General features: G+C 35.6%; 17 protein-coding genes. 3 read left to right on the forward strand and 14 right to left on the reverse strand.

Annotated elements, in window-relative coordinates; genetic code table 11:
- Positions 1-16 precede the first annotated feature (16 nt).
- The 4 genes from HF964_RS06295 to HF964_RS06310 all read right to left on the reverse strand — a co-directional run bounded on the left by HF964_RS06295 (position 17) and on the right by HF964_RS06310 (position 5,826).
- Entirely contained in the window at positions 17-463 is a 447-nt protein-coding gene (locus HF964_RS06295; RefSeq protein WP_168722205.1) for a hypothetical protein, read from the reverse strand.
- Positions 464-575: 112 nt separating this feature from the next.
- Positions 576-3,227: a cation-translocating P-type ATPase gene (locus HF964_RS06300; RefSeq protein ID WP_168722206.1), complete on the reverse strand. Its 2,652-nt coding sequence runs from the start codon at positions 3,225-3,227 to the stop codon at positions 576-578.
- A gap of 276 nt (positions 3,228-3,503) precedes the next feature.
- Positions 3,504-4,340, reverse strand: a complete 837-nt coding sequence (nadE, locus tag HF964_RS06305) for an ammonia-dependent NAD(+) synthetase (RefSeq protein ID WP_168722207.1) — start codon at positions 4,338-4,340, stop codon at positions 3,504-3,506.
- A 1-nt stretch (position 4,341) separates the two neighbouring features.
- Entirely contained in the window at positions 4,342-5,826 is a 1,485-nt protein-coding gene (locus tag HF964_RS06310; protein ID WP_168722208.1) for a nicotinate phosphoribosyltransferase, read from the reverse strand.
- A gap of 168 nt (positions 5,827-5,994) precedes the next feature.
- Between HF964_RS06310 and HF964_RS06315 the strand changes: the two genes are divergently transcribed.
- Positions 5,995-6,684, forward strand: coding sequence for a YoaK family protein (locus tag HF964_RS06315; protein ID WP_168722209.1), 690 nt, complete (start codon positions 5,995-5,997; stop codon positions 6,682-6,684).
- A gap of 138 nt (positions 6,685-6,822) precedes the next feature.
- Here the strand turns inward: HF964_RS06315 and HF964_RS06320 are convergent, their stop codons facing one another.
- Positions 6,823-7,434, reverse strand: a complete 612-nt coding sequence (locus HF964_RS06320; RefSeq protein WP_168722210.1) for an ECF transporter S component — start codon at positions 7,432-7,434, stop codon at positions 6,823-6,825.
- A gap of 125 nt (positions 7,435-7,559) precedes the next feature.
- Here HF964_RS06320 and HF964_RS06325 point away from each other — a divergent pair, with 125 nt between their 5' ends.
- On the forward strand, positions 7,560-8,510 hold the full coding sequence (locus HF964_RS06325; protein ID WP_168722211.1) for an NAD(P)-dependent oxidoreductase: 951 nt from the start codon (positions 7,560-7,562) through the stop codon (positions 8,508-8,510).
- A 166-nt stretch (positions 8,511-8,676) separates the two neighbouring features.
- Here HF964_RS06325 and HF964_RS06330 read toward each other — a convergent pair whose 3' ends face one another.
- The 9 genes from HF964_RS06330 to HF964_RS06370 form a co-directional block, all read right to left on the reverse strand.
- On the reverse strand, positions 8,677-10,098 hold the full coding sequence (locus tag HF964_RS06330) for an amino acid permease (RefSeq protein WP_246220260.1): 1,422 nt from the start codon (positions 10,096-10,098) through the stop codon (positions 8,677-8,679).
- Between the two features lie 342 nt (positions 10,099-10,440).
- Positions 10,441-11,490: a tRNA dihydrouridine synthase gene (locus tag HF964_RS06335; RefSeq protein WP_168722213.1), complete on the reverse strand. Its 1,050-nt coding sequence runs from the start codon at positions 11,488-11,490 to the stop codon at positions 10,441-10,443.
- 142 nt (positions 11,491-11,632) lie between these two features.
- A complete protein-coding gene (locus tag HF964_RS06340; RefSeq protein ID WP_168722214.1) occupies positions 11,633-12,538 on the reverse strand; it encodes a UbiA family prenyltransferase in 906 nt (301 codons plus the stop codon).
- 143 nt (positions 12,539-12,681) lie between these two features.
- Positions 12,682-13,074 carry a 30S ribosomal protein S9 gene (rpsI, locus tag HF964_RS06345; protein WP_168722215.1) on the reverse strand — a complete coding sequence of 131 codons (393 nt, stop codon included), beginning with the start codon at positions 13,072-13,074 and terminating at the stop codon, positions 12,682-12,684.
- A gap of 14 nt (positions 13,075-13,088) precedes the next feature.
- A complete protein-coding gene (gene rplM, locus HF964_RS06350) occupies positions 13,089-13,532 on the reverse strand; it encodes a 50S ribosomal protein L13 (RefSeq protein ID WP_168722216.1) in 444 nt (147 codons plus the stop codon).
- A 157-nt stretch (positions 13,533-13,689) separates the two neighbouring features.
- The gene (truA, locus tag HF964_RS06355; protein ID WP_168722217.1) at positions 13,690-14,454 is read right to left on the reverse strand and encodes a tRNA pseudouridine(38-40) synthase TruA; all 765 of its coding nucleotides are present in this window, start codon (positions 14,452-14,454) and stop codon (positions 13,690-13,692) included.
- A gap of 10 nt (positions 14,455-14,464) precedes the next feature.
- Positions 14,465-15,265 carry an energy-coupling factor transporter transmembrane component T family protein gene (locus HF964_RS06360; protein WP_168722218.1) on the reverse strand — a complete coding sequence of 267 codons (801 nt, stop codon included), beginning with the start codon at positions 15,263-15,265 and terminating at the stop codon, positions 14,465-14,467.
- Positions 15,258-16,127, reverse strand: a complete 870-nt coding sequence (locus HF964_RS06365; RefSeq protein ID WP_168722219.1) for an energy-coupling factor transporter ATPase — start codon at positions 16,125-16,127, stop codon at positions 15,258-15,260. The genes HF964_RS06360 and HF964_RS06365 overlap by 8 nt, the downstream gene beginning before the upstream one ends.
- Entirely contained in the window at positions 16,103-16,951 is an 849-nt protein-coding gene (locus tag HF964_RS06370; RefSeq protein WP_210727002.1) for an energy-coupling factor ABC transporter ATP-binding protein, read from the reverse strand. Before HF964_RS06370 ends, HF964_RS06365 begins: the two co-directional genes overlap by 25 nt.
- Positions 16,952-17,247: 296 nt before the next feature.
- Here HF964_RS06370 and HF964_RS06375 point away from each other — a divergent pair, with 296 nt between their 5' ends.
- Positions 17,248-18,231, forward strand: coding sequence for a polyprenyl synthetase family protein (locus HF964_RS06375; RefSeq protein WP_168722221.1), 984 nt, complete (start codon positions 17,248-17,250; stop codon positions 18,229-18,231).
- Positions 18,232-18,245: the final 14 nt, after the last annotated feature.

An 18,245-nucleotide genomic window follows, 5' to 3' on the forward strand; every position in this document is an offset into this window, starting at 1 on the left:
AATCCAGGCTTTTTATTTAAAATTGGCTTTGTGCCATCATTTTTTGGATTGAGATAGAAATCTTATCCATCTCATTTTCTTGAACCTCACCAGATGCATTAAATGCTTCTAAATCAACACTTTGATTCTCAACATTCAGTGAGTTTGTCATTTGGCGACATGCTGCTGCATAATTAGCATAATGCTTTTTCAAGTTTACATACATCCCCATCATCTTAATCGGTGCTGTCACACTTGCTAAGCGAGTAACATTAGCTTCATATACTTCTGTTGCGTCATTAAATTCTGCTGCGATTTCTTGAAAAACTGATTTATCCATATTTGCAAGCTCATTAGCTTGTAGAGCGTCATCTAACTTTTCAAAGAAAGGCGCAACATTTTGACCAGTTTGTTCAGTTTGTTCAACTACTGATTGTAATGTAATTGCGAATTGCTGAATTGATGCATTTGATTTTTTAGCCATTTTCTGACTCCTATTATCTATAAATATTTATCCGTTAATTAAAGACGGTCTTGATATATTATACATTAAATTATATCTAATGCGGGCTCTAAACCATAACTGTTCAGTCCAATTAAATTTTATTTGCAAAATGGCGTTGGCCAAATTTAACTATTTCGACAATTGCAACCATTAAGAATGCAGCAACAAGAATTGTCGCCCATTGAATTGTATCAAGTGGTGTAACATGAAATAATCCGTTTAAGCCGGGAATGAATACTGTTGCACTAAGTAAAATCCCAGCAATCAAAATTGACCAATTGAAGAATTTATTCTTAAATACACCAATTGTAAAAATTGATTGATAAACTGATTTAGTTGAAAAGGCATGTACTAATTGCAGTAATCCTAAAGTTACATATGCCATTGTCAATGCATCTGCATGGGCTAACGCATCATTAGCGTGAATTGGGAACGTAATTGCAATCCAGTAAACACCCAAAGTTAAGATTCCTTCTAAAAAGCCTTGATATACAATTGCTCCTTGAACTCCATTAGATAAAAAGTTCGCTAAGCGGCCACGTGGTTGCCGGTGCATCACTTGCTTTTCAGCTGGTTCAACTCCTAATGCAATTGCTGGTAAAGTATCAGTTACTAAGTTAATCCACAAAATATGAACTGGGGCCAAAATACTCCAACCCATTAAGGTCATAATAAATAACGTTAAAACTTCCCCTAAATTAGCTGATAAAAGATATTGAATTGCTTTTTGAATATTAGCAAATACTTTTCGCCCTTCTTTAACTGCCGAGATAATAGTTGCAAAGTTATCATCTGCTAATACCATATCAGCAGCCCCCTTTGAAACTTCCGTCCCCGTAATTCCCATCGCAATTCCAATGTCAGCATTCTTCAATGCCGGTGCATCATTGACCCCATCTCCAGTCATGGCCACGACTTTACCTTTAGCCTGCCATGCTTTAACAATTCGGACTTTATGTTCTGGTGCTACCCGTGCATAAACAACATACTGCTCAACTTTTTGCATAAACGTTGCTTCATCAAGTTGATCCAATTGAGCTCCGGTAATGATAGCATCATGATCATCAGCTGTTAAAATACCTAACCGCATAGCAATTGCTGCTGCTGTATCTCGATGATCCCCGGTAATCATTAATGGTTTTATCCCAGCTGCTTTAGCATCCGCAACAGCTGCTTTAACTTCTGGCCGTTCTGGGTCAATCATCCCAACCAACCCAACAAATATTAAGTCATTTTCGACTGCTTGTGATGTTAATTCTGCCGGAATCACAGGACTTTTTTGGTAAGCAAATGCCAATACCCGTAATGCTTGTGTCGCTAACAAATGATTTTGCTCTAAAATATTATTCTTAATTTCATGTGTTAATGGTACTACATGCCCATCAATTAAAATCTGAGTAACTCGGTCTAATAATTGATCAGGAGCTCCTTTAACCGTAATCAAATATTCATCATTAAATTCGTTAACCGTTGTCATTAATTTACGTTCAGAATCAAATGGTATTTCAGCTACTCGTTTATGTTGTTCAAATAATTGAGTAAGATTACGTGTGTGCTTTTGATTAAAGCTAATCAAGGCTGTTTCAGTCGGATCACCAACCAATTGATTATCGATTAGTTTGGTATCATTATTTAATGCCATTACATCAGCTAACATTTGTGCATCAACATTTAACGGACTTTGACTATCAAAAATTTTATTTGTAACATAATATTTTTCGATTGTCATTTTATTTTGAGTTAACGTCCCTGTTTTATCAGAACCAATAACTTCAGTTGCACCTAATGTTTCAACAGCTGGCAATTTACGAATTAATGCTTGTTGCTTAGCCATCCGGGTTGTCCCTAATGCTAAAGTAATTGTTACGATTGCTGGAAGTCCTTCTGGAATGGCAGCGACAGCTAATGCAATTGCTACTAGTAGCATATCAATCCAAGTATGTTGGTGGTTAAGCATACCGACAATAAAAACTACTACGGCAATAATTAAAATTAACCATGTTAATGTTTTACCCAAATGACGTAAATTAGCTTGTAATGGTGTTTCATTAACCTTGGCTTGCGTTAGCATTGTAGCAATTTGTCCAACTTCAGTTGTCATTCCGATGCCGATTACAATTCCTTGACCACGTCCATATGTTACATTACTATTCATAAATGCTAAATTAGTACGATCTCCTAATGGTAAATCATCACTTGTTAGTGCATTAATATCCTTTTCAACTGGAATTGACTCACCTGTTAACATTGCTTCATCAATTCGAAGTGAGGCTGATTGAATTAGTCGTAAATCAGCAGGAACAATATCACCTGCTTCAAGTAATACAATATCACCTGGTACTAGTTCACTAGCCGGTACTAAATGCGTTTTTCCTTCTCGAATAACATGTGCTTGTGGCGCAGACATTGTTTTTAATGCTGTAATAGCTTGCTCAGCTTTGGCTTCTTGAAAGACCCCAAAAATCGCATTTAATACTACCACTAATAAAATAATTAATGTATCGACCCCTTCGCCAGCAAAAGCAGCCACCAGAGCAGCAACTAACAAGACAATAATCATTAAATCTTTGAACTGACCAATAAACTTTTGTATTAAAGTAGTATTTTTTTGCTCACTTAAGGTATTGATACCGTATTTTGCTTGTCTGTGCTTTACCTCATCTGTTGTTAGACCACTAGTTATATCAACTTGATATTCGCGTGCAACTTCAGTTGGTGATTGTTGATAATTTTTTAATTCCATCTTGCTATCCCCTTTAATTTTAATCATTACGCAAAAAACGCGTAGCTGTCAATTAACAGTTACGCGTTTTGAGTTTACGAGTTAATATTTGAAATCTTAACTCACTTATGCGCAATCATGCCAACATAAATGAGTCTCACCAATTAAGAATATTGCCGGAATTGCTTCTTGCTGACGACAACATCACATACTAATATGCAGGTTACTCCCTCATATATTTAAATTGTTAGGTTAAGTATACCTTACTTAATAAAAAATTAACACCTTAATACTTAATTAATCCTTTTTATACCAATTATCAAATACTGAAATTGGTAATTGTCGCTTATGCTCTGTTTTAGTGTACCATTTTTCAATAATAGTAGCTGTAGCATCAACAATTTCACGTCCTTCAAGATAGTCATCAATATCATCGTATGTTACACCTAATGCAACCTCATCTGGTAAGGCTGGTCGATCTTCTTCTAGATCAGCAGTTGGTACTTTCAAATATAAGTGTTCAGGAGCACCTAATACCGCAAGCATTGCCTTACCTTGGCGTTTGTTTAAGCGATAAAGTGGTGTAATATCGGCTGCACCATCGCCAAATTTAGTGTAAAACCCAGTAATTGCTTCCGCAGCGTGATCAGTTCCAATAACTGCACCATTAGTTGCTCCTGCGATTGCAAATTGAGCAATCATTCGTTGGCGAGCTTTAATATTTCCTTTATTGTAATCAGTTATCTCAATATTATCATTAGTTTGAAGTGCTGCTACCATTGTATCAGTGGCTTCTTTAATATTAATACGAACTGATCGATCAGCATTTTGAAAAGCAATTGCATCCATTGCATCACTTTCATCAGCTTGCTCACCATAAGGTAATCTGACTGCAATGAATTGGTAGGTTTGATCACCTGTCTCTTCACGTAACTCACTAATCGCCATTTGGGCTAATTTACCAGCGAGAGTAGAATCTTGCCCACCACTAATTCCTAGAACCAATGTTTTTAGAAATGGATTTGCGATTAAATAATCTTTTAAAAACTCAACACTTCGTCGAATTTCAGCATGGGGATCAATCTTAGGTTGTACTCCTAATTTTTCAATAATTTCAGCTTGTAATGCGCGCATGTTAAACTTCCTCTTCTAACTTAATTTCTAATGCATTAACATAGTTACGTACGTCATGAATCATGTTCATTTTATGATCATACGCTCGTTGTGATAAATCAACTGGATAGTCTTGAGGATTTAAATCACGACGATATTCTTCCCATAAACTTTCTAAGCTTTTTGCAGAATATGCTTTGATTTCTTCAAGAGTTGGTTGGTCATAAACTAATTTACCGTCTCTAAAGATTTCAACTAAAATTGGTCGTGCGTTAAAATCAACAACTTCTTTTGAAATATAAGTATAGTTAGGATGAAACATGTGCAATGATTTTTCATGTTGTGGATCTTCATCCCATAATGCAATGTAGTCCCCTTCAGACTTACCATCTGTATTACGACGAATACGCCAAACTTGCTTCTTACCTGGTGTTGAGACCTTTTCAGCATTATTTGATAATTTAATTGTGTCAACCATTTGACCATGTTGATCTTCAATTGAAACCATCTTATAAACCGCTCCTAAAGCCGGCTGGTCATATGCTGTAATTAGTTTAGTACCAACACCCCAAACATCAATTTTGGCATGTTGCATTTTTAGGTTCATAATTGTTTTTTCATCCAAGTCATTTGATGCAAAAATCTTAGCATCTGGAAAGCCAGCTTTATCTAACTGTTTTCGAACTTGTTTAGAAATATATGCCATATCGCCTGAATCGATACGGACACCTATAAAATTGATTTTATCACCCATTTCCTTAGCAACTTTAATAGCTGTTAAGATCCCTGACTTTAATGTGTCGTACGTATCAAGTAAGAACACTACATCTTTATGCGTTTGTGCATAGGCTTTAAATGCTTCATAATCATTCCGATATGTTTGAACTAATGAGTGTGCGTGTGTCCCAGCAATTGGAATACCAAATAATTTACCAGCTCGAACATTACTAGTAGCATCAAAACCACCAATATAGGCTGCTCGAGTTCCCCATAATGCAGCACTCATTTCTTGTGCTCGGCGCGTACCAAATTCCATAATGCCATCATCTTGTACAATCGAGCGAATCCGGGCTGCTTTAGTCGCAATTAAAGTTTGATAATTAATAATATTTAATAAAGCGGTTTCTACTAATTGTGCATCAGCTAGGCATGCTTCCACTTGAAGCAGTGGCTCGTTACCAAACATCACTTCACCTTCACGGGCTGACCGAACCGTTCCTGTAAAACGCCAAGCTTTTAAATATGCCAAAAATTCCGGACTATAACTACCTAGTGAGGCCAAGTATTCAAGATCACTATCGCTGAAATGTAAATTTTCAAGGAAATTAATAATCCGTTCAAGGCCGGCAAAAATTGCGTATCCGTTCTCAAATGGTAGCTTACGGAAAAAAACTTCAAATACAGCTTTTCGATTTTGAATTCCTTGTGACCAATAAGTCTGCACCATATTAATTTGATAGGCATCCGTATGCAACATTAAACTGTCGTCAGGATATTTATATTCCATTGTATTGTCCTCTTCGTCTGCAATGATTTAACTATAATTATACCACTTGCCTTCTGCATTTAATGGAAATAATCCCCAAATGTAAATAATCTTTTATTTTCCCAGCATTTGCATTACAATGAAGATTTGCTCTTTTATCACTTATCTACACATACAAAGGAAATATCTATGCATACGCAAAATCGTATACACCCCACTCAATCATTACGCATCGCTGTCACACTTTCTATGCTTGGTGGCTATTTAGATGCATTTTGTTATCTAAACTTTAATGGCCATTTTGCAAGTTTACAATCTGGTAATATTATTTTACTTACCCTTAACCTATTTAAACATCATTATGGATATGCGGCATCTTTTTTAATTCCACTATTAACATTTATCCTTGGTGCAGGTTGTAATTATATTTGTCGGCATCTTTTTGCAGAACATAAAACATATGTCTGGCAAGAAATTAGTCTTATCATCGAATTGATTGGTTTCTTTATCTGTGCTCTCTTTGCCCCACAACTAAATGAACACGCCTTAATCGGTATTATGGCTTTCTTTGCCGCAATTCAAGCAGACACACTTAATTCTGTTCACGGTATGACATATGCATCAATCATGAGTACTAATAACCTAAAAACTCTTGGCTCAAGTATTGGTGAGTTCTTACTTACTCGTAAAATTCAAGCTTTACGTCATGCTATTAATTTCTTTACCATCATTTTTGCATTTTTTATCGGGGCCGTGTTTGCCAACATTGGTACTCAGCACTTTGGTATTCATGCTTTGTTTGGTTTATGTATCTTTTTGATATTAGCGTTAATCATTCTGCGACATCATCTTTTTAATCATACTGTTACTTCACAATGATAACTAATACGGCAAAAATCAGCCAATATTGAGAATATACTAGCAAAAATCCCAGGGAAAAATTATTTTTCCCTGGGATTTTTAAATGCGTTTTAGCTATAAATTAATGTTAAAGAATAGTTATGATATAGCTTTCTTTTATTTATATAGTCGTTGTTTAACTTTCAATAATGGTATTGCAATTATTGGGACAATAATGATTCCGGCGATAATTTCAAAAATTCCATTAAAACCAACTACGATTGATAAAAACCAACCCAGAAAATGTTGACTTTGGCCAAGATTAATAAATTGATGCCAATCAATATGGAAAAAGGTAAATCCAATCCACGTAAATAAGGTTACTATTGCAGTATTAACCAACGCCGCTAAAGCTCCAGCTAAACCAAGTTGCCAAACTCTCACATTAGTCGCAGTTGTTGTCGGTCTAACAACTAGATTAACAACAACGGCAACTAAGACACTTGCTCCAATTGCAGTAAATGGATTCATAAAAATTAATGACCCAACAGAAAAAGGTGTTGTAAATGCTTGCCAAATACGAATTAAACCCCAAAATAGTCCTAAAATCAAACCTGAACGAAGTCCTAAAAAGATCGTTCCTAGTGCAACTGTAAATTGGATAATCGTTACTGAAGCACCCACGATAACAGCGCCTAAGGGAATATATCCTAAAAATGGGATTAAAACTTGTACTAAAATAATTGCCATGAAAATTGCGGTTAATATTAATTGCCGAATATTTTTCATTATCGCCTCCGTTTAACTTTATCTGAAGATATATACTTAACTTGACTTATTACAGCCATTTATCGCTATAATAAGGAAAGACACAAATTATTATAACTTATCTAACTACGGAAAGGAAATTGCTTATGTCTCAACTTCTTGCTACTTTTTGTGCACTACCTGATGATGTCTTAACAGAACTTAAAAATAATGATACTAATGTTGTCGCTTTTAATGATCTTACACCCGAGGACTACGCAAATGTAACGATTATGCTAGGTTGGGATGCTAAAATTGGGAATGCCATTTTAAATGCACCATCATCCAAATTACAATGGATTCAAACCCATAGTGCGGGAGTTGATTACCTACCTTATGATAAAATACTTGCCAAAAATATTACGGTTACTAATGCCAGTGGTGTGCATGCAGAACAAATATCACAATCAGTAATTGGAGATATTTTGTACTTTTCGCGTGGCTTAAACGTTCATACTACTAATACTGCCAATAAAGTATGGGATGATCAAACCGGTAATACATATGTCTTAAGTGACTTTAAGGTTTTGATTCTAGGCACTGGTAGTATTGGTGTCGAACTTGCTAAGAATTTACACGCTCTTCATGTAACTGTTAGTGGTATTAATCATAGCGGTCGAGCGATTGATGGCTTTGATAAAACTTATGCAATCGCTGATTACGCTAATGCTGTTAAAGAAGCTGACATTATTGTTAATATCTTGCCTGGTACTGAAGAAACTCGTAATTTCTTTAATAGTGAGTTCTTTAAGCACATTGATAATTTATTTATGTTCATCAATGTTGGCCGTGGCTTTTCTGTTGAAAATACTGCATTGGTTCAAGCCGTTAATGATAAAAAAATTCGTTATGTAGCATTAGACGTTACCAATCCAGAACCATTGCCTAAAGATAATATTTTATGGAGTATTCCTGAAGTATTAATTACTAGTCATACTACTGGTCAATCATATGATTATAATTTACGTTTAGTCCGTATTTTCCAACAAAATTTACCTAGTTACTTCAAAGATGGTTCATTCATCCGTAATGTCGTTAATTTAAATAAAGGTTATTAGGGACCAATATTAGCAATTTACGTTACTAAAAAAGGCCACTTATTCTAAAAAATCACATTAAATATGCCCCCGGAAGAAAATTACCTTCCGGGGGCATATTGTTATATTGGATATCTTATTGATGTGTAAAGCTCATGTAGTAGCAAATCACCATTAGATATTTTATTTATAATGAATGCCGAACTTTTGAGTTACGTGAGCCATACAACGCATACCAAGCTAACCCGATAACCTGCCAAACTACAAATACTTTCCAAGTAATTAATTCAAGTTGTAACATCAAAAATACACACATTACAAATGATAAAATAGGTATTACCGGATAAAATGGTACTTTAAATCCCGTTCGATTATCTTTAAATTGTGGATCACGACGTAAAAATACTATTCCAAGTGATACTAATGCAAACGCAAATAATGTCCCGATATTCACTAGTTCTGCAATTGTTTGTAGCGGAACAATTCCACCAATCAACGCAGCTAATACTCCAAAAATAATTGTACTTGTAACTGGAATTTTTGAGCGCTCTGAAATTTTACTAAATGTTTTAGGCAATAAACCATCACGTGCAATTGCAAATAATAATCGATTACCACCAAATGACATAACCATTAAAACTGTGGTCATTCCAACAACTGCTCCAAGTGATACAATTCCTGCAACCCAGTTTTGATTAATCAACGTTAATGCATAGGCTACCGGATCACCTTGATGAGCAGGATTGGCTAATTCCTTATAATTTACAATCCCGACTAACACGGCTGATAAAGTCATGTAAAGGATTGACGCAACCCCAAGCGAACCAATAATTCCAATTGGCATGTCTCGTTTTGGGTTTTTAACTTCTTCTGATGCTGTTGAAACAGCATCAAAACCGATATAAGCATAAAAAGCAGTTGCTGCTCCAGCAATAATTCCACCAAAGCCGTAATGATGGATACCAGCTGCATCAGTAAATCCTTTAGGAATAAATGGCACAAAGTTACCTGACTTAATAAAAAATGCTCCAACTCCAATAAATAATAAAATTACAGCAATTTTAATAATTACCATAATTTCATTTACCCGCGTTGATTCTCGCACCCCACTAATTAATAATGCTGTAACCAACAAAACAATAATAATTGCAATAATATCAATTCCCTTACCATTGGCATGTTGAAGATATACTGGTAAATTTATTCCAAAACCACCTAATAAATTCTGAAAATACGCTGACCAAGAACCCGCAACTGAAGATACAGCAAACAGATACTCAGAAACTAATGACCAACCTAAAATCCAAGCAATAATTTCACCAAAAACAGAATATGCATATGTATATGCACTCCCTGCGAGCGGAATAGTTGATGTAAATTCAGCATAACAAAGTGCTGCTAATGTACATACAATAGCTGCAAGTAAAAATGAAAGCATAACTGCCGGACCGGCATACTTCCCAGCGATAATCCCAGGAGTTATAAAAATACCAGCACCAACAATCGCTCCAACCCCCATCGTTGTCAATCCAAATGCACTTAATGATCTTTCAAGCACAGGTTGTTTAGCAAGATCGGATGCAACATCTTTCTTTTTAAAGATACTCATATGATTCGATGCCATAAAAATTACCTTCTTTCTATATGATTATTAGATAATACACATTTTTTCATAAAAACGAAAGCTTTTTTCATAAAAAAATATCAATTTATAAATGATAACAAAAAAAGTACAATGATTATATACAATTTAATTCTAAAAAATAATTAATTCCAAATATATGATCAATTTATCAATCCAAATAAAAATAGATATTTACAAATAAAAAGTCGCCTACTCAAAACTTAAGCAGACGACTTATCTATGGTTTTACATACATAGGCATGCAAAATTTTTCCAATTTTTAATTTTAATTTTAATCTATAAATTCTCATTTAAAAATTAAATTCATTAATCATTTAGTGTTTGAAACCGTGGATCCATCACATCTAACCCATATTGATTTTCTAAATCATTAATAATTGTGCGTACTTCATCAGTTGAATTAGCTTCCATTAACTTTTCGCGTAATTCATGGGCGTTACGTAAGCCCCGCACATAAATCTTAAAGAACCGACGTAAAGCAACAAATTTACGTGAACCAAATCGATTGTAGAAATCATCAAACAAATCTAATTGGAAGCGTAATAAATCAAACGTTTCTTTTAATGTATGATCTTTTGGTTCTAATTCAAAACAGAATGGATTTGTAAAAATTCCCCGACCAATCATGAAACCGTCGACACCTGGGTGTTGCTTACCTAGTTCCATTGCATGGCTGGCATTTTCAATATCCCCATTAATTTGTAATAACGTATTGGGGGCAATTTCATCACGCATCTTCACGATTTCATCAATTAATTCATAGTGGGCTGGTACGCGTGACATTTCTTGCCGTGTCCGTAAGTGGACGGTCAATAATGGTAAGTCTTGCTTTAACAAGAACGGTAACCATGTGTACATCTCTTCAATTTTTGCAAAACCAATCCGGGTCTTAACACTAACTGGGACCCCGGCTTTACGAGCCGCCGCAATAATTGCTTCAGCAGCTTCTGGGTGGCGAATTAAATCACTACCCCCACCGTTTTTAACGACTGTGCCATCTGGGCAACCCATGTTAAGGTCAATGGCTTTGTAGCCCATCGCAACAACTTCAGGTACCGTCTTTTCAAAATCTTCTGGCTTATCACCCCATAGTTGCGCCACTGGGAAAGCTTCCGCTGGGTCAACATATAAACGCCCTTGCACGGAAAACTTCGCTTGGGGATGAGTTATTGAACGTGCATGCGTGAATTCAGTAAAGAATACATCAGGGGCACATGCTTTAGCTACCACTTGCCGAAATACGGTATCCGTAACGGCTTCCATGGGTGCTAAAGTTAAAAAAGGTCGTTTGTTGCCATTTGCATCTTTTGCATTGGCAGCAACTTCATTCCAAAAATTTGTCGTCTTCTCTGTCATTTTAACTACTCCTTAAATCAACATCGCGACCCATTTCAATGCTTCCTGGCTGTTAAAGACACCAAATAGTAGCCGCCAAATTTTTAATAATACACTAAATAATAAGTATGCGACTTTTTACATCAATTAGCAAGTCTTTAACTTAACCAATAAAAATTAAGCCTAAAATCATTCCAATAATAAACAAAGCCATTAAAATAACCGTGTTTTTAATCGTTAACAAGAATGAACCGCGCTTCGTCCGATCATGCCAGAAAAACTTAAAGTGCTTAATAATCACTGGAATAGCAATAATCGTAATTAACACCGTCCATGGTAAAATGCCCATTACAACCGCAGCAATTAAACTCGCATAACCTAATACATATAAAATTAAATATAAAATCAAACCCTTTGTTTGGCCTAAGTAAAAGGCTAACGTGTGGCGATCTTCTTTAATATCTTCTGGTAAGTCACCGATATTATTAGCCAACATAATATTAGCAATACTAAAGACTCCTAAACCTGAAGCTAAGAAGACTTGACCAGCTAAACGCCAATCAACATGGCTTGGGTTGTTCAATAAGACCACCAACAAGACAATGATGTATCCCATCGTAAGTCCTGAGGCTAATTCACCAAACGGAGTACGAGAAATTGGTTTTGGTCCAGCTGAATAGAAAAAAGCTACGGCATAACTAATTAAGCTAAGTAATGGCCATAACCAGCCACCAACACGAGCCCAAGTAGCAAATCCAAGCACCGTTGCGACGATAACTAAAATTGATAAGACAGTAATAACTTGTTTTTTAGTCACGCCTTCTCGACCAATAACATCATTAATACCTGCTTTAAATGTTTCATGCTTAGCATTAGTAAAATCTTGGAAATTATCCCAAACATTCGCAGCTAAATGAAATGAAACGGCGGCAATAAAAAACATTATAATTGATAACCAATCAATTGCTAACCCAGCATACGCTGAATATAATAAACCAACTAAAAATGGTAGCACACTGGCAATACCAGATTTAATTTCAACTAAATCAAGTAAAACTTTTTTTTGCATTTCTATCTCCTTTTATTAATAATAATTGCTAATAAAAAGGTCGATCCATTACTGGATCGACCTTTTTATCTTAATATATCGGTACTACTAAGCAGTCGATACACCAAGAAATTCCAAAATGAAAATTTTTGAAAAAACAAAAATTAACGTTTTGAGAATTGTGAAGCCTTACGGGCTTTCTTAAGACCTGGTTTCTTACGTTCCTTGATACGTGCATCACGAGTCAAGAGACCGGCACGCTTCAATGGACCACGGAAATCTGGATCAACTGTAAGTAATGCACGAGCAATACCGTGACGAGTTGCACCAGCTTGACCTGAGAAACCACCACCGTTTACGTTTACAAGAACATCGTAGTTACCTGAAGTTTCAGTTACTGCAAAAGGTTGCATAACAACTTCACGTAAGTTAGCGAATGGAACGTATTCAGTAATGTCTTTACCATTCATAGTTACTTTACCGTTACCTGGTACCAAACGTACACGAGCAACTGAATTTTTACGACGACCTGTGCCGCTGTATTGAACTGTAGCCATTTCCATTCTCCTCCTTAGATTAAGTTAGTGATATCTAAAACTTCTGGTTGTTGTGCTGAGTGGTTGTGGTTCGCATCAGCATAAACGTGAAGCTTCAAACCTTGCTTACGGCCCAATGAACCCTTTGGAAGCATACCCTTAACTGATAATTCAATTAAGCGTTCTGGGTTGTTTGAGCGCAAGTCACCAGCTTGACGTGACTTCAATCCACCTGGGTGGTTTGAGTGGTGGTAGTAAATCTTATCAGTAGCTTTCTTACCAGTCAATTTAACTGCAGAAGCATTGATAACGATCACGTTATCACCTGTGTCAACGTTAGGTGTGAATGTTGGCTTGTTCTTACCACGTAAAATTGAAGCTACAACTGATGAAAGACGACCTAATGAAATGTCAGTAGCATCAACAATGTACCATTTGCGTTCAATTTCGCCTGGTTTTGCCATAAATGTAGTGCGCATGGAAAATTCCTCCGTTTTTGTCTGTTTACAATCAATTTTTCAAATCTTACCGGGACTTTTAAAATGTGGATGGTAAACAATACCGTCCTTAATATTACTGGTAAGTATAGGTAAAGTCAATTAAAATGTGTGCAATTTTCGCAAAAATTTAACTTTATTATTTATCTGATTGATCGTAAAAAACTTTTTCTAAATATAAGCCATGAGCTGGTGCTGTTAATGGTGCCTCTAGCCGATTTTTGACTTCAAAAAGACGTAAAATATCATGAACCGGGCGTTTTTTAGTCCCGATTTCTAATAAAACTGCTGTCATAATTCGCACTTGATTATATAAAAAACCATTACCATTGAAAACAAAATGAATCTCGTTTAATTCTGGATATTCAATCAGTTGGACATCATAGATTTCGCGTACAAAATCTTTGGTTGAATTGCCAGCTGCCGCAAAACTCGTAAAATCATGTATGCCAATTAAATCCTTCATGGCAGTCTTAATTAATTCCAAATCTAAATTATACTTAAAATTGTAAGTATAGCGACGTTTAAATGGATCAACAAACTCGTTGCGGGCAATTTTATAGCGATATTGCTTGCCATGCGTATTAAAGCGACTGTGAAAGTCATCGTCAACCTGTTCGACTGCTACGGCCATTAAATCAAGCGGAAACATTGAGTTTAATCCATGGCGCAATCCTTCAGCTGGAATAGCAAATGGTAAATCAAAATGAACTACTTGACCATATGCGTGCACTCCTGAATCAGTTCGACCTGAACCAAATACTTCAATTGTTTCAGCTTCATTTTTGGCAATTTTATTAACCACTCGTGTAAGAACTGATTCGATTGTACGTTGTGCTGGTTGGCGTTGAAAACCAGCAAAATCAGTTCCATCATAAGCAATTGTTACTTTATATCTTGGCATATTAATCTTCCTAAATTATAAATCGTGTGGCGATTAGTACCACTAAAACACAAACAAAAATTAGTACAGCTACTGTATCTCGTCGCTGCCATTTTAAGACTCGAAACTTAGTTCGATTTTCTCCACCTTGGTAACCACGAGCCTCCATTGCATCTCCTAAATCAATTGCTCGTTGAATTGATCCAACAAAAAGTGGAATTAAAATTGGTACAATTGCTTTACTACGCTTAATAATCGAACCACTAGCAAAATCAACACCACGTGCACGTTGAGCATTCATTACTTTGACAGTTTCATCCATTAAGGTTGGTACAAATCGCAGTGCAATTGCCAACATTAATGACAATTCATATACGGGAAATTTAATTTTTAATAATGGCTTCATCATATATTCTAATGCATCTGCTAAAGCAAGCGGCGGTGTTGTCAATGTAAGAACAGTTGACATAAGAATAATAAAGACGAAACGTAAAAAAACATAGCAAGCATTTATAATCCCCATATCAGTTACTGTAAATGGTCCAAATGCTAAATAAACATGCCCTGCTGGTGAGAAAAATAACTGTAAGATTATTGTAAAAATAATTAACCATAAAACTGGTTTTAACCCGCGCAAATAAACAGCTAAACTAATTTTAGTACTTACTACTGCAACTAAAGTAAATAACCCTAAAACGACATATCCTAGCCAATTATTAGCCAAAAAGATTAATACAATAAAGCTAATACTTAAAATTAACTTTACCCGTGGATCTAGACGATGAATGATTGAATTACCAGGTACATAACGGCCAATTATCATATTACTCATTAAGCCCATCTCCTCTTAATTTTACTTGTAAACTCTTAGCTAATTGTTCAACATTTACAATATTTTTAGGTAAATCAAACCCTTGCGCCACAAGTTTATTCCTAAACATTACTGCATGTGGAACATCAAGTTGTTGTTCTTGTAGCCATGCTTCATCAGCAAAAATTGTTTGTGGATCTGCATGTTTAACTAATTTTCCAGCCGCCATTACAAGAACATCATCGGCATACTCTGCTACATCTTCCATTTGATGGGTAACTAAAATAATTGTCAGATTTTGTTTTGCATGTAACTGTGCAAACATTGTCATCATTTCCTTACGTCCAACTGGATCAAGTCCTGCGGTTGGCTCATCTAAAATTAAAATTTGGGGTTCAATTGCCAAGACACCGGCTATCGCCACTCGACGCATTTGACCACCAGATAAATCAAATGGTGACTTTTGCCAGTATTCGGCAGGTAAGTTAACTAATTTTAATGCTTTTTCAGCTAATTTTTGTGCTTCCATAGGCGTTTTTCCAAAATTTTGTGGACCAAACATAACATCCTTTAATACTGTTTGTTCAAAGAGTTGGCTTTCTGGAAATTGAAAAACAATACCGACATGTTGTCGTACTTTCGCTAGATCCTTTTGCGGTGTTTTATTATCAATGACATGGCCATCAAAAAGAATTTGGCCAGCTGTTGGTTTAATTAATCCATCTAATAGTTGTAAGATAGTCGACTTACCAGAACCTGTATGTCCAATCAAAGCTGTATAAGCATTAGGCTGAATTTTAAAGTTCAAATTTGTTAAAGCACTATTAGCAAAAGGTGTCCCTGCCTGATAGACATAATTTACATTTTTGAATTCAATTGCCATAACCAGTTGATCATTCCTTCCTCATCTAAATATTTCGATGGTACGCTTATACCTAAATTATTCAATGCACTCTTTAATTGTTCTGCAAACGGAACATCTAGTCCAAGTTCTAACAATTTAGGACCAGCACTAAAAATTTCAGCTGGGCGACCTTCATCAACTACTTGGCCGTCATTAATTACAATAATTCGGTCTGCATCTGCAGCTTCATCAATATCATGCGTAATTGATAGTACCGTCAATTCATCCCCTAAGCGCGCCTTTAGCTTAAGAATTGCTGCGATTACTTCCTTACGTCCTTTAGGGTCTAACATCGCTGTTGCTTCATCTAAAATAATAATTTTAGGTGCTACGGCAATAATCCCTGCCAAGGCCACCCGCTGTTTTTGTCCACCTGATAAATAAGTTGGTTCACGATCAGCAAAGGCCTCCATATGAACTTCCTTAAGGGCCATTGGGATAATCTCTAACATTTTCTGACGGGAGATACCACGATTTTCTAATCCAAAAGCAACATCGTCTGCTACTGTTGCACCAACAAATTGATTCTCAGGATTTTGAAATACCATTCCAACTTTATTACGGACCGTCCACATATTTTCTTCAATAACTGGTTGTTTATCAACTATAAGTTCCCCTGTATCCGGAACTAGTAAATAATTTAATAACTTAGCTAACGTCGACTTACCAGAACCATTATGACCAATAATTGCAACCCACTCACCTTTACGAATGGTTAATGACAAATTATCGAGTGCTTTGTAATCACTATTTGGGTACTGATATGAAACATTTTTTACTTCAATAATATTATCCACAAGCATTCCTTTCACATTATAGCTGCTATTTAGCTGCTTATTTTTTATAAGAATAGCCAAAATTTTATCATACTTTAGGTCTCAATTCTAACTAAACTCATTAACATCATTACGCTAGTTTAATTACTATCATAAGCTATTTATCAAAAATCACCATTTAAAAAATAATTATCTTAGGCAGTTAGTCTTTTTTTTGGTATTATTGGTATAAAGTATATTTTAGTAAGTAGATTATTTAGGTTTACGTATACTTAACTACCTTAAGTATACGGCTTAAATTCGGATTTAGAAGGGGAAGCTTTATGGCGCATACGCAACTTCACCCGCTTTGGATTAAATACCCCGCATTAAAAAGGGATCTTGGAGCGGTTGTTGAGCTAATTGAACAAAATATTAATCTTGATGAATCAGACGTTAAAAATGCAATTATTAAAATGATTGAAAATGGTGGTAAGATGCTTCGACCAGCATATACCTTATTAATGTCCTCGTTTTATGAAATTGATCATCAACGAATTCTAGGATTAGCTGCAGCCATTGAAACACTCCATGCAGCATCACTAATCCACGATGACATTATTGATGACGCACCTACACGCCGTCATCTAGCATCTATTCAACAACAATTTGGTAAAGACGTTGCTGTTTATGCTGGTGATTATTTATTTGTGGTTGTTTTCCGCTTATTAAGCAAAAACCACTTTGATTTAGAAGCCATTCAACGTGATACACAGTATTTAGATAATCTTTTAGCTGGGGAATTAAATCAAAAAGATGCTCGCTATAATTTTGCAATGACGATAGACCAGTATTTGAAGCAAATCGATGGTAAAACTGCTGAGTTATTTGCATTAGCAACCACAATTGGTGCTAACAAAGAAAATGCTCCTACTGATTTTCTAGCTATGGCGGATAAAATTGGGCGTAATATTGGGATGGCTTTTCAAATTTTAGATGACATTTTAGATTACGAAGAATCAAGTAAGGAGATTGGTAAACCCACACTTGAAGATTTACGTCAAGGTGTTTACTCGGCACCATTAATTTTTGCCATGACTTCACACAGTGATGAAATCTTACCGATTTTAAAAAAGAAAACGGCAATCACTGATGCTGAAGCATTGGCATTAGATCGTTTGGTTAAAGCATATGGCCTCTTACCAGCCAAAGAGTTAGCCAAGGAGTATACACGTAAGGCAATTACTGATATTCAAAAGTTACCTGATAAACCAGCAAAAAAAATATTATTACAGTTAACAACACAGCTCTTAAAACGCAAAAATTAAAAATACTAAAAAAG

Source organism: Periweissella fabalis (genome assembly GCF_012396505.1).
In the GTDB taxonomy this organism is placed as follows: domain Bacteria; phylum Bacillota; class Bacilli; order Lactobacillales; family Lactobacillaceae; genus Periweissella; species Periweissella fabalis.

Bases quoted from the DNA above. Each gene is read 5' to 3' on its own strand.
- HF964_RS06295 (WP_168722205.1), bottom strand. From the start codon at position 463: ATGGCTAAAAAATCAAATGCATCAATTCAGCAATTCGCAATTACATTA.
- HF964_RS06300 (WP_168722206.1), bottom strand. From the start codon at position 3,227: ATGGAATTAAAAAATTATCAACAATCACCAACTGAAGTTGCACGCGAA.
- nadE (WP_168722207.1), bottom strand. From the start codon at position 4,340: ATGCGCGCATTACAAGCTGAAATTATTGAAAAATTAGGAGTACAACCT.
- HF964_RS06310 (WP_168722208.1), bottom strand. From the start codon at position 5,826: ATGGAATATAAATATCCTGACGACAGTTTAATGTTGCATACGGATGCC.
- HF964_RS06315 (WP_168722209.1), top strand. From the start codon at position 5,995: ATGCATACGCAAAATCGTATACACCCCACTCAATCATTACGCATCGCT.
- HF964_RS06320 (WP_168722210.1), bottom strand. From the start codon at position 7,434: ATGAAAAATATTCGGCAATTAATATTAACCGCAATTTTCATGGCAATT.
- HF964_RS06325 (WP_168722211.1), top strand. From the start codon at position 7,560: ATGTCTCAACTTCTTGCTACTTTTTGTGCACTACCTGATGATGTCTTA.
- HF964_RS06330 (WP_246220260.1), bottom strand. From the start codon at position 10,098: ATGAGTATCTTTAAAAAGAAAGATGTTGCATCCGATCTTGCTAAACAA.
- HF964_RS06335 (WP_168722213.1), bottom strand. From the start codon at position 11,490: ATGACAGAGAAGACGACAAATTTTTGGAATGAAGTTGCTGCCAATGCA.
- HF964_RS06340 (WP_168722214.1), bottom strand. From the start codon at position 12,538: ATGCAAAAAAAAGTTTTACTTGATTTAGTTGAAATTAAATCTGGTATT.
- rpsI (WP_168722215.1), bottom strand. From the start codon at position 13,074: ATGGCTACAGTTCAATACAGCGGCACAGGTCGTCGTAAAAATTCAGTT.
- rplM (WP_168722216.1), bottom strand. From the start codon at position 13,532: ATGCGCACTACATTTATGGCAAAACCAGGCGAAATTGAACGCAAATGG.
- truA (WP_168722217.1), bottom strand. From the start codon at position 14,454: ATGCCAAGATATAAAGTAACAATTGCTTATGATGGAACTGATTTTGCT.
- HF964_RS06360 (WP_168722218.1), bottom strand. From the start codon at position 15,265: ATGAGTAATATGATAATTGGCCGTTATGTACCTGGTAATTCAATCATT.
- HF964_RS06365 (WP_168722219.1), bottom strand. From the start codon at position 16,127: ATGGCAATTGAATTCAAAAATGTAAATTATGTCTATCAGGCAGGGACA.
- HF964_RS06370 (WP_210727002.1), bottom strand. From the start codon at position 16,951: ATGCTTGTGGATAATATTATTGAAGTAAAAAATGTTTCATATCAGTAC.
- HF964_RS06375 (WP_168722221.1), top strand. From the start codon at position 17,248: ATGGCGCATACGCAACTTCACCCGCTTTGGATTAAATACCCCGCATTA.